This is a genomic window from Pelagibius sp. CAU 1746, assembly GCF_039839785.1.
Classification (GTDB): domain Bacteria; phylum Pseudomonadota; class Alphaproteobacteria; order Kiloniellales; family Kiloniellaceae; genus Pelagibius.
On the sequence record NZ_JBDOQT010000002.1, the window covers coordinates 31,387 to 45,670 of the forward strand.

General features: G+C 66.8%; 17 protein-coding genes. 3 read left to right on the forward strand and 14 right to left on the reverse strand.

All coding sequences use genetic code 11. The features are described from left to right. Positions 1-36 precede the first annotated feature (36 nt). Complete coding sequence (locus AAFN88_RS17085) at positions 37-1,305, forward strand: aminotransferase class V-fold PLP-dependent enzyme (protein WP_347521736.1); 1,269 nt, start codon at positions 37-39, stop codon at positions 1,303-1,305. A gap of 22 nt (positions 1,306-1,327) precedes the next feature. Here the strand turns inward: AAFN88_RS17085 and AAFN88_RS17090 are convergent, their stop codons facing one another. The 12 genes from AAFN88_RS17090 to AAFN88_RS17145 all read right to left on the reverse strand — a co-directional run bounded on the left by AAFN88_RS17090 (position 1,328) and on the right by AAFN88_RS17145 (position 10,314). Continuing rightward, the gene (locus tag AAFN88_RS17090; RefSeq protein ID WP_347521737.1) at positions 1,328-2,278 is read right to left on the reverse strand and encodes a DMT family transporter; all 951 of its coding nucleotides are present in this window, start codon (positions 2,276-2,278) and stop codon (positions 1,328-1,330) included. Between the two features lie 44 nt (positions 2,279-2,322). After that, positions 2,323-3,954: a trimethylamine methyltransferase family protein gene (locus AAFN88_RS17095; RefSeq protein WP_347521739.1), complete on the reverse strand. Its 1,632-nt coding sequence runs from the start codon at positions 3,952-3,954 to the stop codon at positions 2,323-2,325. A 48-nt stretch (positions 3,955-4,002) separates the two neighbouring features. Continuing rightward, complete coding sequence (locus AAFN88_RS17100) at positions 4,003-4,452, reverse strand: SRPBCC family protein (RefSeq protein ID WP_347521740.1); 450 nt, start codon at positions 4,450-4,452, stop codon at positions 4,003-4,005. Between the two features lie 35 nt (positions 4,453-4,487). Then, positions 4,488-4,970: an SRPBCC family protein gene (locus tag AAFN88_RS17105; protein ID WP_347521741.1), complete on the reverse strand. Its 483-nt coding sequence runs from the start codon at positions 4,968-4,970 to the stop codon at positions 4,488-4,490. An 88-nt stretch (positions 4,971-5,058) separates the two neighbouring features. Then, positions 5,059-5,709: a glutathione S-transferase family protein gene (locus tag AAFN88_RS17110; RefSeq protein WP_347521743.1), complete on the reverse strand. Its 651-nt coding sequence runs from the start codon at positions 5,707-5,709 to the stop codon at positions 5,059-5,061. A 97-nt stretch (positions 5,710-5,806) separates the two neighbouring features. Next, on the reverse strand, positions 5,807-6,538 hold the full coding sequence (locus tag AAFN88_RS17115) for a thioredoxin family protein (RefSeq protein ID WP_347521744.1): 732 nt from the start codon (positions 6,536-6,538) through the stop codon (positions 5,807-5,809). A gap of 17 nt (positions 6,539-6,555) precedes the next feature. Beyond that, positions 6,556-7,092, reverse strand: a complete 537-nt coding sequence (locus AAFN88_RS17120; RefSeq protein ID WP_347521745.1) for an SRPBCC domain-containing protein — start codon at positions 7,090-7,092, stop codon at positions 6,556-6,558. Next, positions 7,089-7,514, reverse strand: a complete 426-nt coding sequence (locus tag AAFN88_RS17125) for a VOC family protein (RefSeq protein ID WP_347521746.1) — start codon at positions 7,512-7,514, stop codon at positions 7,089-7,091. Before AAFN88_RS17125 ends, AAFN88_RS17120 begins: the two co-directional genes overlap by 4 nt. Before the next feature lie 10 nt (positions 7,515-7,524). Next, positions 7,525-8,016, reverse strand: a complete 492-nt coding sequence (locus AAFN88_RS17130; RefSeq protein WP_347521747.1) for an SRPBCC domain-containing protein — start codon at positions 8,014-8,016, stop codon at positions 7,525-7,527. 9 nt (positions 8,017-8,025) lie between these two features. Further along, the gene (locus AAFN88_RS17135) at positions 8,026-8,505 is read right to left on the reverse strand and encodes an SRPBCC domain-containing protein (RefSeq protein WP_347521748.1); all 480 of its coding nucleotides are present in this window, start codon (positions 8,503-8,505) and stop codon (positions 8,026-8,028) included. Continuing rightward, complete coding sequence (locus AAFN88_RS17140) at positions 8,489-8,839, reverse strand: metalloregulator ArsR/SmtB family transcription factor (protein WP_347521750.1); 351 nt, start codon at positions 8,837-8,839, stop codon at positions 8,489-8,491. The genes AAFN88_RS17135 and AAFN88_RS17140 overlap by 17 nt, the downstream gene beginning before the upstream one ends. 80 nt (positions 8,840-8,919) lie before the next feature. Further along, complete coding sequence (locus AAFN88_RS17145) at positions 8,920-10,314, reverse strand: formimidoylglutamate deiminase (RefSeq protein WP_347521751.1); 1,395 nt, start codon at positions 10,312-10,314, stop codon at positions 8,920-8,922. Positions 10,315-10,438: 124 nt separating this feature from the next. On the opposite strand from AAFN88_RS17145, the gene hutI reads away from it, so the two are divergent. Beyond that, the gene (gene hutI, locus AAFN88_RS17150; RefSeq protein WP_347521752.1) at positions 10,439-11,683 is read left to right on the forward strand and encodes an imidazolonepropionase; all 1,245 of its coding nucleotides are present in this window, start codon (positions 10,439-10,441) and stop codon (positions 11,681-11,683) included. 189 nt (positions 11,684-11,872) lie between these two features. Here hutI and hutG read toward each other — a convergent pair whose 3' ends face one another. Beyond that, a complete protein-coding gene (gene hutG, locus AAFN88_RS17155) occupies positions 11,873-12,697 on the reverse strand; it encodes an N-formylglutamate deformylase (protein WP_347521753.1) in 825 nt (274 codons plus the stop codon). A gap of 131 nt (positions 12,698-12,828) precedes the next feature. Between hutG and hutC the strand changes: the two genes are divergently transcribed. Next, a complete protein-coding gene (gene hutC, locus AAFN88_RS17160; protein WP_347521754.1) occupies positions 12,829-13,566 on the forward strand; it encodes a histidine utilization repressor in 738 nt (245 codons plus the stop codon). Positions 13,567-13,591: 25 nt separating this feature from the next. Here hutC and AAFN88_RS17165 read toward each other — a convergent pair whose 3' ends face one another. Next, the gene (locus AAFN88_RS17165) at positions 13,592-14,227 is read right to left on the reverse strand and encodes a hypothetical protein (RefSeq protein ID WP_347521755.1); all 636 of its coding nucleotides are present in this window, start codon (positions 14,225-14,227) and stop codon (positions 13,592-13,594) included. Positions 14,228-14,284 lie beyond the last annotated feature (57 nt).

Here is a 14,284-nt window from a genome sequence, read left to right on the forward strand (position 1 = left end):
CGGTCCCTGTCAGACTCGCCCGGAGCACCCCTTTTTATGATCACCGAGAAACCCGGCCTGATGGAGGAAATCCGCGGCCGCTTCGCCCACGTCGATACCTGCCCCGTCACCGGCCCGCGCATCTTCTTCGAGAACGCCGGCGGCGCGCTGACCTTGAAGTCGGTGGTCGAGACCTCCGCCACCTTCGCGGCCATCCCGGACAACCAGGGGCGCGACAACCCGGCCTCCAAGGAGCTGATGCGGGTCATCGACCAGGCCAAGGCCGACATGCGGACCTTCTTCAACGTGGCCGGCGGCCAGCTCTTCGTCGGCGAAAGCGGCACCGAGGTCCTGTTCCGCCTCATCCGCAGCGCGATCAATGCCGCCCCCGAGGGCGGCAAGCTGCTGGGCAGCACGCTGGAGCATCCCGCCACGCGCAGCGCCATGGGCTACTGGGCGGAGAAGACCGGGCGCGAGCACGTTCTCGTCGCCCACGACGACGCCAGCGGCACCGTCACGGTGGAAGCCTACAAGAAGGCACTGTCGCCCGACCTGCGCGTCGCGACCATCCTGCACACCTCCCCCGTCACCGGCATGGCCGTCGACGTCCCGGCCATCGCCGCGGCGATCCGCGCGGCAGCACCGGGCTGCCTTATCATCGTCGACGGCATTCAGCACGCGAGCCACGGCCACATCGACATCGACAGCTACGGCATCGACGGCTACGCCATCTCGCCCTACAAGGTCTTCTCGCGGCACGGCTACGGCATCGGCTGGGCCTCCGACCGGCTGACCGCCCTGCCCAAGGAGCAGCTGCGCGGCGGGCCGGCGGAGAACTGGGAGCTGGGCACCCGCGACACCGGGGCCTACGCCACCTTCTCCGACGTCGTCGACTACTTCGCCTGGCTGGGCGGCCAGTTCACCGACTCCGGCGACAAGCGCGCCCGCATCGAGGCGGCCGCCGAGGCGATCCACGCCCACGAAAAGACCCTCACCGACGCGATGCTCTACGGCACCGGCAACCTGAAGGGCCTGAGTGAGATGGCGGGCGTCGGGATCATCGGCGGCGTCGAGAACCCGGCCCGCGAGGGCCTGGTCTCCCTTACCGTCGAGGGCGTCGACGCTCCGGATGTGGTCGCCGCGCTCAACGACCAGAGCATCCGCACCCACACCCGCAAGGCCGACCACTACTCCGGCAATGTTCTGGAGCCGCTCGGCCTGCCGTCGGCGGTGCGCGTCTCCCTCTGCCACTACAACACCCTGGAAGAGGTCGCGCAGTTCCTCGCGGCCATGGCGGAAATCGCCGGCGAGACGGGCGCGCCGTAACTCTTCGGTCCGGCACGTCGCCTCAGTGCCGGGCGCTGCGCGGCCCGGCGGAAACGCCCTCGGCGGTCTGGACCGCCGAGGCGGCGATGTCATGGGCGGCGGCGCGCTGCATCAGCCGGTGTTCGCGGTAGAAGGTGTACATGCCCATGCCGACCACGATGGCCGCGCCGGTCAGGGTCCAGGCGTCGGGAATCTCGCCAAAGACGACGATACCGAGAACGATGGCCCAGACCATGATGGTGTAACGGAAGGGCGAGACGACGGCCACCTCGCCGATCCGCATGGCCTTGATCGAAAAGAGGTAGCCGAAGAAGAGAAAGCCGGCGGCGGCGCAAAGCAGGCCGAAGCTGTCCAGGTCCACGGGCTGCCAGTCGCGGGTCAGGGCCACGGCGCCGGCGAAGATCGCCGTCCCCAGCGCGGTGATGAAGGCGGCAAAGAGCGAAGGCAGCCCCGGTGAGAAGCGCCGTGTCGAGAGGTCGCGCAACACCATGAAGCCGACCGCCGCCACCGCCCAAAGCGAATAGGCCGAAAAGCCCTCGGCGCCCGGCCGCACGATGATCATCACCCCGGCGAAGCCGACGGCGATGGCGCTGTAGCGCCGCCAGCCGACCTTCTCGCCCAGGATCAGCGCGGCCGCCAGGGTCAGGGCCAGGGGAATGGCCTGGATAATCGCTGTCGCGTTGGCGAGCGGCATGTGATAGATCGCCGAGAGGAAGCAGACCGCGCTGCCGATCTCCCCGATGACCCGCAGCCCCAGGAAGAAGCAATCCTGCCGCGAGGGCCGGTAGAGCAGCTGATTGCGCCGGATCGACAGAACCACGATGAGCGCCGAAAGCAAGAGGCCGCGCAGTCCGATCGCCTGAAACAGCCCCAGGTCGGCGAAGACAAGCTTCATCATCGTGTCGTTCAGACAGAAGCCCGCCATGGCGATCGCCATGAAAAAGGCGCCGCGCAGATTGTCCGAGGATACCAAGAACGTCTTCCCGAGTTGAGCGTCAGGGCATTGCTATAACCCAATCACGCCGCCTCGGCACCTCCTTCCGACGTGCGGCGCGCCACAAAGTCGTCCACCGCCTCGCGGATCGCCGGGTCCAGCGGCGGCTGTGTGTAATCCGCCAGAACCTGCTTGTAGAGCCGGTTGGCGCGCTGCGTCGCGGTCTCGCAACCGGCCTCCTGCCAAGTCTCGAAGTTGCGCCAGTCGGAGAGGATTGGGCTGTAGAAGGCGCTCTCGTAACGTTCCAGCGTGTGCGCCGCGCCGAAGAAATGGCCGCCGGGGCCGACCTCGCGGATGGCCTCCAGACCGATGGCCTCCTCGCTCACCTCCAGCGGCGTCATGACCTCGCCCATCATCTGCAGCATCTCGGCATCCAGAACGAACTTCTCGAAGGACGCACAGAGCCCGCCCTCAAGCCAGCCGGCGCCGTGCATGATGAAGTTGGCCTGGCCCATCAGCGCGCCCCAGATCGACATCTGCGATTCGTAAGCCGCCTGCGCGTCGACGCAGTTGGCAGCGTTGACGTTGGAGGAGCGGTAAGGCATGCCGATGTGGCGCGCGAGCTGCCCGCCGGCGATAGCCGCGCGGGTGTATTCCGGCGTCCCGAACGCGGGCGCGCCGGACTTCATGTCGACGTTGGAGGTGAAACCGCCGTAGATCACCGGCGCACCGGGGTTGACCATCTGCGCGAAAGCGAGCCCGGCCATGGCCTCGGCATGCTGCTGGGCCAGCGCCCCCGCCAAGGTCGCCGGGCTCATGGCGCCGGACAGCGTGAAGGGCGTGATCGCCACCACCTGGTTGCGCCGCGCCATCTCGATCACCCCCTCGATCATCGGTCCGTCGAGGCGCAGCGGCGAGGAGGTGTTGACGATGGTGAAGAGACGCGGCGCTTCGGCCAGTTCGCTCTCCGACAGGCCGAACCCCAGGCGCACGATCTCCAGGGCATCCAGAATACGCGTGCGGCCCAGGGAGTATGCGTGAAAAGCCTTGTCGGTCAGGACGATACAATCCCGGATGGCATCCAGGTGACGGGTCGCCGGATGCAGGTCCACGGGTTCGACGGGATAGCCGGCAATGAAGTGAACGATATTGAAAGCCTGGGTCAGGCGCAGGAAATTCCGGTAGTCGTGCTGGTTTCCGGGACGGCGGCCAGCGTCCAGGTCCGAGGCGTTGGGCGCCGAGGCGACGGAACCAAAGGCAACGTGCCGTCCGCCGATAGCAAGATCGTGTTCGGGGTTGCGGGCATGCAGGGTGAACTGTGCGGGGGCATGGGCGAGGACCTCTTTCACCAGGCCGCGGTCGAAGCGCACCCGCTCGCTGCCGGGCTCCACCTCGGCGCCGGCCTTGGAGAGAATCTCCAGCGCCTCGGGGTGCAGAAAGTCCATGCCGACGTCTTCCAGGATGCGAAAGGCCGCATCGCCGATCATCTCGATCTGCTCGGGAGAAAGCACCTCGAGCGGCTGGTAGGGGTTCTCCAGCGACCGCCAGGGCGGCTGCCGCAACCCAGTCTGGCCGCGCCCCCCGCCTCTGGCTCCTGCCCCTTGCCGCGCCCGCCGGCGTCCCGCTTCCCTCGCCATCCTGTCTCCTTCCACGGCCGTTTTCGGCTGTATTTTCCGGTTCAGGCTGAAGGATAGGAGCAAGAGAGTCTCTTGCATATACGACAGCGTGTGTCGCTGCTGTCTTAGTCGCGCGGCGGCGGAAAGCTAAGCCGCCAGCAGTTCGGCGAGCCGGTCATAACTCTCCGCCGCGCCGTGCTCCATGCCGGAAGCGAGCACCGCGTCACGCGTTTCTCGCGAGGCGTAGCGGATCTTGGCAAAGAAGACCGTCTTGCCGCCCCGCTCGCTCAGCTCGGTCGTGATCACGGACTCCATCGTCGGCCAGTCATCGAAGGATTCGGTGTGGACAAGATGCCGAGGCGCATCGATCTCGCGGTATACGCCGCCCCAGCCCATTTCCCCGCCGTCGGGCGTGCTCATGACGTAGCGGTAGGCACCGCCCACCGTAAGATCGATGTCGCACACTACGAGGCGGCAGCCGCGCGGCCCCATCCAGGCTTTCACCTTGTCCGCCTGTGTGAGGGCAGCGAAGACGGCCTCACGCGGCGCCTCGAAGACGCGCTCGAAGTGGACATCGCGCGCGCCAACAGCGGTCACCTTCAGTGTTCCGGCGTTCTTCATCCGAGACTGCCTTACAGCGTCGCCGCCAGCGCCGCGAGCTGATCGGCGCACTGGCCCCAGCCTTCGTGGAAGCCCATCTTCTCGTGCGCTTCGCAGTCCTCCAGGGTCCAGTGGCGCGCCCGTGCGGTGTAACGTGTCTTGCCGCCATCCTCCTCGAAGGTGACGATCGCGGTGAAAAACGGCTTCTCCGATGGCTCCCAGGCAGACGTATAGGCATCGGTGGTGACGATACGCTCGTTCTCCACGACCTCCAGATAGACGCCGTCCAGCGGTATGTCCTGTCCTTCCGGACTGCGCATGATGAGAAACGTTGAGCCGCCCGGACGCACGTCCAGTTCGGCAGCAGTGATCTTATAGGGCAGCGGCGCGAACCACTGCTTCAGCAGTTCGGGCTCCGTCCAGCAGCGGAACAGCTTCTCGCGCGGCACATCGATGAGCCGGGTCAGCACCAGTTCCCGCTTCGGCGGGAAGTCTGTTTCGGCAACAGAAAGCATCAGGCGGTTCCCCCTTTCATGCCGGCGATGGGCCGACTGCGGCCCGCCCCCTCAACGTATTGACTGTTTGCTTGTTCGCTGCCGGGCATCAGGCCGCGGCGTTCTCCCGGAACGGCTTCATCTGAGCGTCCAGTGCCCGGACAAAGGCCGGTCGTTGCGTACACCTTTCCACATAGGCGGCAAGGGCCGGATAACCCGCCAGCGTGCCGAAGTGAGCAAGCTCGCGCAGCGCGGTGCTCATGATGATGTCAGCAGCGGAGAAATCCTTCTCGAGATAGTCCTGTGCGGCAAGACGCTGCTGCAAGGGGGAGAGCTTGCGGTCCAGAGTCTCCTCCAGCTCCTTGCGATGCTTCTTCGCCCATTCCTCGCCGGCACCTTCGCCATCGAAGAAGATGATGTTCCAGGCGAAGGGCTCGACGGAGTTCAGCGCGGCGATCACCCAGGTCATCACCCGCGCGCGCCCGGCTGCATCGCGCGGGCAGAGGATTTCCGATTTTTCCGCGATGTGCAGCACGATGGCGCCAGACTCGAACATCTCGACCTCGCCATCCCGATAGGCCGGCACCTGTCCGAACGGCTGCCAGGTGCGATACTCCTCCGAATCCTTGTCCTCCATTCCAAGCAATACGGCCTCATAGGGCAGACCAGCCTCCTCCAACGCCCAGCGCACGCGAAGATCCCGGACGAAACCCTGTGCGAACTCGGGCGCCCAGCGAAAGGCGGAAACTTGATTGGTCATGAGATGTCTCCCGATCATGAGCCGGCGCAATGGGCGCGGCGCTCCGCGCCCGCCGGGCCGATTGAAAACCTGGCGGCGGCAACGTTCTCCCTTGGCCTCAATCCGCCGCCGAATGACAACAGGAGGCCCCCGCGTCGTCATAGTTGTCGTGCAGCTTCACCCACTCCATGATGGCGTTGGGTTCGTTGCGGCCCTTGGGCACCATATCCAGAAACCCAAACGCGCCAAGCAACTGCTCGCAGCCGCGGGCATAGGACGAGTAGGTATGGAACACTTCGCCGGCTTCGTTCTTTGCGAAGACGCTGCACCCCGGAAGCTCGTCGATACCCGGATCGATGGTGCGATAGTTGTAGACCGCCTCGCCCTTCTTCAACTCCTCGTCGGTGAAAGAAACGTTGAAATCGTAGTTGAAGCTGTTCCGGTTCGAGGAGACCCATTGAAACCGCCATCCCATGCGATCCTTGAAGGCCTCGATCTCGCCGATGGGTGCGCGCGACACGGCTGCGAAGGAAAGGTCCGCGTGCTCGAAGTGCTGACGCGCGGAGTCGACATGGTCGGCCATGAAGGCGCAGCCGGAGCAGCCCTCGGCCCAACCCGGGCCGAGCATGAAGTGCTGCACCAAGAGCTGACTGCGTCCCTGGAACAGATCGGCCAGCGCGACAGGCCCCTTCGGACCATCGAAAACGTAGTCCGTCTTGACCGCGACCCAAGGCAGGGCACGGCGCTGTTCCATGAGCCTGTCGCGTTGCCGGCTCAATTCCTTCTCGGCCTCGAGGTGCGCCTTGCGCGCGGTCAGCCATTCTTCGCGGGAAACGACTGCGTGTTCCATCTTTCATTCTCCCTCGGTTAAGTATTGCGGGCGCATTCCGGCAGGTAGGCCGCGAGATGTTCGAAGGTCTCGCTCCAGCCCTTCTCCACTCCGATCTCAATGAGAGCGTCGCGGTGCGCCACCGTCTCGCAGAGCGTATGAATAGTCACGGTGGTCTCGGCGCCATCCTCTTCGAAGGTGACGGTCACCCGCGAGATCGTCTCGGGCTGGCCGAGACACCCGAAGAACTGATCGAAAACCAGTCGCGCCGGCGGCGAGACTTCCAGATAAGTGCCCTCTGTCGGGTAGGTCTTCCCGTCGGGTCCCGTCATTTCGATGAGATAGCGGCCGGCCGGTCTGAGATCGATCTCACAGCGCGTCGTGCGAAAACCGTCGGGCCCCCACCAACGCACCACATGACGGGGTTCCGTCCAGGCCTTGAAGACCAGGGCCCGCGGCGCCGTGAAGCGGCGCGTGATGACGACCTCCAGGTCGGAAGGCGTCGTCAGTATCACGGCGCCGCCGTCCCCTCGCGGCACGGTCGGTTCCTCGGCGGATTTGCGGCCTGCGGTCACGCCGAGTCCCTCTCCAACGTGTGGGCGAAACTCCAGGCGTGGCCATAGGGATCGGCCACCACCGCGAAGCGGTCTCCCCAGAAGGCGTCCTCCGGCGGCATGACCACGACCGCGCCGGCGCCGGCCGCGCGCTCCACCGCGGCGTCGCAATCGGCGACCCGCAGGTGCAGCGTCACCGCCGTCCCCCCAAAGGTCTTCGGCGAGCCGTCCTTGCCGCCGGACCCGCAATGCTCCGGAAAGGCGTCGCGGACGAAGACCCGGCTCCCGCCGAGCTTCATCTCCGAATGCAGCAGGCGCTTGCCATCATCGGCGGGAACCCGCATCACCTCTTCGGCGCCCAGGGCCTTCCGGTAGAACTCCAGGGCCGCGGCGGCGTCGTCCACCACGATATGCGGGATCACCGCCTCGATATCCGTGCTCATCTCATGCTCCCTATTGCGAATAGATTGCGTCCACGGTCTCGGCCAGGCGATTCAAGCTCTGGCTCCAACCTTGCTCCATGCCGCTCAGGGCGCCGGAAACAGACGGATCGGCCTTCACCACCCGCGCCTCCAGTTGAACGATGGTGCGGTCGCCGTCGTCCACGAAGCTCACGGTGTTGAGAACCTTCAGGCCGGGAACGCCTTCGGCGTTTTCGAAAGCGGTGGAAAAGAACACCAGGCGCGCAGGCGGATCTACTTCCAGAACCTCGCCGCCCATGGGGTAGACCGCGCCGTCGGGCCCGGTCATGTCGATGTGGATACGCCCGCCCGGCCTGGCTTCGAACTCGCAGACCGGGTTCGTGAATCCGGCGGGGCCCCACCAGCGGGCGAGGTGCAGCGGATCGGTCCAGGCCCGGAAGACCAGCTCACGCGGGGCGTCGAGCTCGCGGTTGAGGGTCAGTGTGTAGCCGACCCCGAGTTGCGTCATTGACAGTGCATCCATGATTCTCTCCTAAAGACCTGCCACGTAGGCGGCGAGGCGCTCCATGCATTCGCTCCAGCCGCCGTTGTGGGCGTCGCGCGCGCTTTCCGATTCAAAGACCGCGTGATGCAACGTGAGCTTCGTCTGGGCGCCATCCGCGCCGGCTTCTTCCAGCAGCACCGTCACCAGCGTCTCGTGACCGGCGTGGCCTTCCTCGTCGACCCAGGCCCAGGTGAAGGAAACCTTCTCCGGTTCCACGATCTCGCGGAAGGCACCGTGCATGCGATGATCGGTTCCTTCCGGTGAACGCATAAGGCAACGGAAAGCGCCGCCGGGGCGCAGCTCGACCGTGCAGTCCGGCAGGGTGAAGCCCTTCGGACCCCACCAGCGCACCAGGTGCTCCGGCTGGGTCCAGACCTTGAACACCAGGGCACGCGGCGCATCCAGCACCCGGGTGATGACCAGGACGCGGTCTTCGGGCTCGCGGGCGAGGTCAGGACTTGCGGCCACGGGGCTTTCCTTTCATCTGCAACTCGTCAAGGTAACTCTCCAGGCGGTCGAGGCTCTGCTCCCAGAACTGGCGATAGCGCTCCAGCCAGCCGCTCGCGTCCTTCAGGGGACCCGCCTCCAGATGACAGGGCCGCCACTGGGCCTCGCGGCCGCGGCTGATCAGCCCGGCGCGCTCCAGCACCTTCAGGTGTTTGGAGACGGCGGGCAGGCTCATGTCGAAGGGCTCGGCCAACTCGCTCACCGTGGCCTCACCGGAACAGAGCCGCGCCAGGATCGCCCGGCGGGTCGGGTCGGCAAGCGCCGCGAAGGTCTGGCTGAGAGGGTCGGTCTGCATTGCTCAATAACCATCTGGTTAAATAACTGATGAGTTAAATATAGGAGCCGCCCGCAGGAGTCAAGTGGATCGCTGACGGCTCAGGCCAGCAGGGTTCTCACGGTTGTCAGATAGGCCGTCTGCACCCGCTCCTCGGCCCGGTGCCTTCCCTCCTGCACCACCCAGCGGCCGCCGACCATGACGTCGCGGACGGGGTTGCAGTTGCCGGCGAAGACCACGGCGTCGAGCAGGCGCTTCCTCGGCATCGAGCCCACCTCCGGATGCTCGGGGTCGAGCACCAGCAGGTCGGCGCGCTTGCCCGCCGCCAGGGCGCCGATGGGCTGGCCCAGCGCCTGGGCGCCGCCGGCCAGGGCCTCGCCGTAGAGACGCTGGCCCAGCGACGCCTTCGCCCCCTCCCCCGCCAGCACGTTGCGGCGGCGCCAGGCGAGGCGCTGGCCGTACTCGAACCAGCGCAGCTCCTCCAGGGGGCTGACGGAGATGTGGCTGTCGGAGCCGATGCCCCAGCGCCCGCCGTGGGCGAGATAGTTCTCCGCCGGAAAAAGGCCGTCGCCGAGGTTGGCCTCGGTCGTCGGGCAGAGGCCGACCACCGCGCCGGAGGCCGCGACCGCCGCCGTCTCCACCGCGTTCATGTGGGTGGCGTGGACCAGGCACCAGCGCTGATCCGGCGGCGCGGTCTCCATCAGGTGCTCGACCGGGCGCTGACCGCACCAGGCCTCGCAATCCTCCACCTCCTTCATTTGCTCGGCGATGTGGAGGTGGACCGGCGCCGTGGGATCCAGGGCGGTCATGCCCTTCACCACCTCATCCAATGTCTCAGGCGTGACCGCGCGCAAAGAGTGCGGCGCGACGCCGACCCGCACCTGCGGGTCTTGCCGAGAGGCCACCGTAAGGGTCTCGACGATGCGCAGCAAGGTATCGGGATCATTGAAGAAGCGCCGCTGCCCCTCCCCCGCCTTCTGAGCCCCGAAACCGCCGTAGCCGTAGAGCACCGGCAACTGGGTGATGCCGATGCCCGCGGTCTCCGCTGCGGCCAGGGTGCGCCGCGACATCTCCGCGATGTCGTCGTAGGGTCGGCCATCTGGCCCGTGGTGCAGGTAGTGGAACTCGCCCACCGCCGTATAACCGGCCTTCAACATCTCGACGTAGAGCTGGGTGGCGATGGCCTCGAGCTGCTCCGGGGTGATCGACGCGACGAAGCGGTACATGACCTCGCGCCAGGTCCAGAAGGAATCTTCTTTCCCGCCACCCGGTCGCACGTGCTCGGCCAGGCCGGCCATGGCGCGTTGGAAGGCATGGCTGTGCAGGTTGGGCATGCCGGGAAGCACCGGACCCTTGGCGATTTCGGCGCCCGCCGGCGCGGCCTCTCCCGGCGTCACGCTCAGGAGGCTGCCAGAATCGTCCAGCTCGAAGAGGACGGACTCGGCCCAGCCCTGCGGAAGGAAAGCCTGCGCGGCAAAAAACTTAGGGTTCGCCATCGAGTCCTGCTATGAAAATGCGGGTTAGCGGTCTTGCCACATGGGATCCTCGAGGGTAAGGCAACAAAGTTGTCTATACAACTCGGGGAGTGAGAGGACCGCATATGACGGTAGGGCAATAGGTATGTGGGACGATCTCTGGACGGGGGCGAACCTGGCCACCATGGCGGCTGCCGGGGCGGAGAACGCCGCCTCAGCCCCGCCCTATGGAGCTATCGCCGAGGCCGCCCTGGCGGTGGACGGCGGGCGCATCGCCTTCGCCGGGCCCGCCGCCGATCTGCCCGGTGCGCCGGCCAGCCTGGCCCGCCGGGTCCACGAGGCCGGCGGCGCCTGGATCACCCCCGGCCTCGTCGACTGCCACACCCACCTGGTCTACGGCGGCGACAGGGCACGCGAGTTCGAGCTGCGCCTCAACGGCGCCTCCTATGAAGAGGTCGCCAAAGCCGGCGGCGGCATCCGCTACACGGTGGAACAGACCCGCGCGGCCAGCGAGGACGAGCTTTACGCCCAGGCCCTGCCGCGTCTCAACGACCTGCTGGCCGAGGGCGTGACCACCCTGGAGATCAAGTCCGGCTACGGCCTGTCGCTGGAGCACGAGCTGAAGATGCTGCGCGTCGCCCGGCGCCTGGGCGAAAGCGCGCCGGTGACGGTCAAGACCACCTTCCTGGGCGCCCACGCCCTGCCGCCGGAGTTCGACCGCCGGCCGGAGGACTACGTCGATGCGGTCATCGCCATGCTGCCGGAGATCGCGGGCTCGGGCCTGGCCGACGCCGTCGACGGCTTCTGCGAGCGGATCGCCTTCTATCCCGAGCAGATCGCCCGCGTCTTCTCCGCCGCCGAGGCAGCCGGGCTGCCGGTGAAGCTGCACGCCGACCAGCTCTCCGACCTGAAGGGCGCGGCGCTGGCGGCCCGCTTCAACGCGCTCTCCGCCGACCACCTGGAATACACCGGCGAAGACGGCGTGCGGGCCATGGCCCTCATGGGCACCGTCGCCGTGCTGCTGCCCGGCGCGTTCTATGTGCTGCACGAGACCAAGATGCCGCCGGTAGAGGCCTTCCGCAGGGCCGGGGTGCCCATCGCACTGGCCACCGACAGCAACCCCGGCTCCTCGCCGGTCACCTCGCTGCTGCTGATCCTGAACATGGGCTGCACCCTCTTCCGCCTGACCCCGGAAGAGGCCTTGGCCGGCGTCACCCGCAACGGCGCCCGGGCACTGGGAATGCAGGAAACCCACGGCACCCTGGAGGCCGGCAAGGCCGCCGACTTCGTGCTCTGGGACATCTCCCACCCGGCCGAGCTGGCCTACCGCATCGGCCACAACCCTTGCCGCCAGGTCGTCAAAGACGGAATGATCGTACGCGGCGGCTGACGGGAGTCCCGTTCGATCGCCTGAATTTGTAAGCGGCTTGAAGCGGCAAGGGTGTCACCCCCACCCTAACCCTCCCCCATCGAAGGGGGAGGGAATGGTTTTCGAGGTGACTAACAACTTCCCCTCCCCCCTTGATGGGGGGAGGTTGGGAGGGGGGTGGAGACCGCAAATCTCTGTCTCAAAAGGCGCCTACCCCTGCTGTTCCATTTCCGCCCAGGCGAGCAGGGTGTGTATGAGGCCCGAAAGCACCGGGCGGACCTTCTCCGCCAGGTCGTCGCGGAAGGCGAAGGGCGGGTCCTCGTCCATGTAGGTGATCTCGGAGAGTTCCAACTGCACCGCGTGAACGCCGTTGTCCGGGTCCCCGTAGCGGCGCGTGATGTAGCCGCCCTTGAAGCGCCCGTTGGCGGCATGCGTATAACCGAGGTGGCCGGCGTCGCGGGCCACGGCGGTCAGGATGTCCAGCAGGCTGGCGGCCGCCGCGCCGCCGTCGCCGGTGCCCAGGTTCAGATCCGGCAGGCGCCCCTCGAAGAAGCGCGGCACCTCGCTGCGGATCGAATGGGCGTCCCACAGCAGGGCCAGGCCGTGCGTCGCCTTGATCGCCGCCAGGGTCTCGGCCAGGCGGTCGTGATAGGGCTGCCAGTAAGCCTCGCGGCGCGCGGCGACTTCGTTCTCGTCCGGGGCTTCGCCGGGCAGATAGATGTCTTCCATGGCGAAGGTCTGCAGGGGACAGAGCTCGGTGTTGCTCGCCCCGGCGTAGAGCGCGCGGTTGTCGGGCGCGCGGTTCAGGTCGATGACGTAGCGCGAGTGGGTCGCCTGGATCACCGAGACGTCCAGCTCCGCCAGGAAGTCATAGAGCTGCGGAATGTGCCAGTCGGTGTCCGGCACCGTCTTCGCCACCCCGGTCATGCGCGCGGCGATCTCCGGCGGCACGTAGGTGCCGGGATGGGGCATGGAAACCAGCAGCGGCAGACTGCCCTCGGTGACGCGGAAGAGCTCCATGAAATAATCCTTCATTGCGCGCCGCCGCTGCGAACTGGTCAGGGGGCCCGCTGTTGTATATACAAGTTGGTATAGATCAACGGGCCGCCGCCGCCAACCTCTCGGGATTTGCGGAGGCCCCTGCCAGAGAGCGCTCGCCTTTCTCCATGAGCCTGACCGCCAGCACCGACACGCCGCTCTATCAGCAGGTCAAGGACTACATCGTCGGGCGCATCGCCGCCGGCGACTGGCCCGAGGAAACGAAGGTGCCTTCGGAAAACGAGCTGACGCGCGAGCTGCGGGTCAGCCGCATGACGGTGCACCGCGCCCTGCGCGAGCTCACCGCCGAGGGTTGGCTGGAACGCATCCAGGGCGCCGGCACCTTCGTCGCCCCGCCCAAGCCGCAGTCGGAAATCCTCGCCGTGCGCAACATCGCCGAGGAGATCCGCGCCCGCGGGCACGAGCACAGCACTGAGATACTCTTCGTGCGGCGCGAGCGCGCCCGCGCCCTGGAAGCCAAGCACCTCGGGCTGGCACGCGGCGAGACGCTGTTCCATTCGCTCATCGTCCACCGCGAGAACGGCCGGCCGGTGCAGTTGGAGGACCGCTACGTCAATCCGAAGATGGCGCCCGATTACCTGGATCAGGACTTCCGCTTGCTCACGCCGCACAAGTACCTCACCCAGGCGGCCCCGATCAGCGAGGCCGAGCACTTGGTCATGGCGGTCATGCCGACGCCCGAGGAGCGTAAGCTGCTGGAGATGAAAGCGGGCGAGCCCTGCCTGCTGCTGCGCCGCCAGACCTGGTCCGGCAAGCGGCCGGTCACCTGGGCCCGCCTGCTGCACCCCGGCGACCGCTACCGCCTCGGCGGGCGCTTCGCCGGGGACGGCGCACCGCGGCCATAGCGCCCGGCCGCGGCCATCGGATCAATCATTTCAGGCGGTTGTCGAAGGCCGCGAAGCCGACGCCCGGGCTATAGACGTAGCGCTCGTTGTAGATCACGTTGCCCCGCTCGTCGCTCATGATCCAGTCATAGCGCAAAGAGTGCGGGACGTCGCGGAAGGTGAAATCCAGGCGGCGGATCTTGATGGTGATGCTGCGGGCCTGCGGGCCGTCTTCGGTGTACTCCACGGCCTCGAAGGTCCGGCTCTCGCCACGCCCCCAGGTGCCCAGCGGAAAGAAGGCATCGTCCACGAAGTAGCGGTCGGCCCGGCCCGGCCGGGAATCGTAAACACGGCCCAGCGCCTGCCCGTCGGGGCGGCGCGTGAAGTACTGGGTCTTCACGCCGTCGGCTTCCGGGTTGCTGCGTTCGTAAACCTGTATCGTCTGGCCGCTCTTGGGATCGGCCCAAACCTTCGGCCCGCTGATGGTGCGGCTACCGTGCGTGACCTGCACCTGCGGCAGGGTCACGCCGGCCGCGGCGGGCTCGCCGGTCCAGAGGTCGAGCCCGATGTCGCGGGTGTCGGGCCCGCGATCCATGGCACAGGCACCCAGAGCCGCAACCAGCGGCACGGCCAGGGCCAAACGCGCCAGGCGACGCGAGCTGAATCTTGAAAACCAACGCATAGAATCTCTCCTCACTACTTCACTTTTCCATGGCAGGCGCAGGCAGCGCCCGCGTCG

What these genes read in the sequence shown, in the direction of transcription:
- hutI (WP_347521752.1), top strand. Translation starts at nt 10,439, where the DNA reads ATGTGGGACGATCTCTGGACGGGGGCGAACCTGGCCACCATGGCGGCT.
- AAFN88_RS17130 (WP_347521747.1), bottom strand. Translation starts at nt 8,016, where the DNA reads ATGGATGCACTGTCAATGACGCAACTCGGGGTCGGCTACACACTGACC.
- AAFN88_RS17140 (WP_347521750.1), bottom strand. Translation starts at nt 8,839, where the DNA reads ATGCAGACCGACCCTCTCAGCCAGACCTTCGCGGCGCTTGCCGACCCG.
- AAFN88_RS17095 (WP_347521739.1), bottom strand. Translation starts at nt 3,954, where the DNA reads ATGCAAGAGACTCTCTTGCTCCTATCCTTCAGCCTGAACCGGAAAATA.
- hutC (WP_347521754.1), top strand. Translation starts at nt 12,829, where the DNA reads ATGAGCCTGACCGCCAGCACCGACACGCCGCTCTATCAGCAGGTCAAG.
- hutG (WP_347521753.1), bottom strand. Translation starts at nt 12,697, where the DNA reads ATGAAGGATTATTTCATGGAGCTCTTCCGCGTCACCGAGGGCAGTCTG.
- AAFN88_RS17165 (WP_347521755.1), bottom strand. Translation starts at nt 14,227, where the DNA reads ATGCGTTGGTTTTCAAGATTCAGCTCGCGTCGCCTGGCGCGTTTGGCC.
- AAFN88_RS17115 (WP_347521744.1), bottom strand. Translation starts at nt 6,538, where the DNA reads ATGGAACACGCAGTCGTTTCCCGCGAAGAATGGCTGACCGCGCGCAAG.
- AAFN88_RS17105 (WP_347521741.1), bottom strand. Translation starts at nt 4,970, where the DNA reads ATGCTTTCTGTTGCCGAAACAGACTTCCCGCCGAAGCGGGAACTGGTG.
- AAFN88_RS17110 (WP_347521743.1), bottom strand. Translation starts at nt 5,709, where the DNA reads ATGACCAATCAAGTTTCCGCCTTTCGCTGGGCGCCCGAGTTCGCACAG.
- AAFN88_RS17125 (WP_347521746.1), bottom strand. Translation starts at nt 7,514, where the DNA reads ATGAGCACGGATATCGAGGCGGTGATCCCGCATATCGTGGTGGACGAC.
- AAFN88_RS17085 (WP_347521736.1), top strand. Translation starts at nt 37, where the DNA reads ATGATCACCGAGAAACCCGGCCTGATGGAGGAAATCCGCGGCCGCTTC.
- AAFN88_RS17145 (WP_347521751.1), bottom strand. Translation starts at nt 10,314, where the DNA reads ATGGCGAACCCTAAGTTTTTTGCCGCGCAGGCTTTCCTTCCGCAGGGC.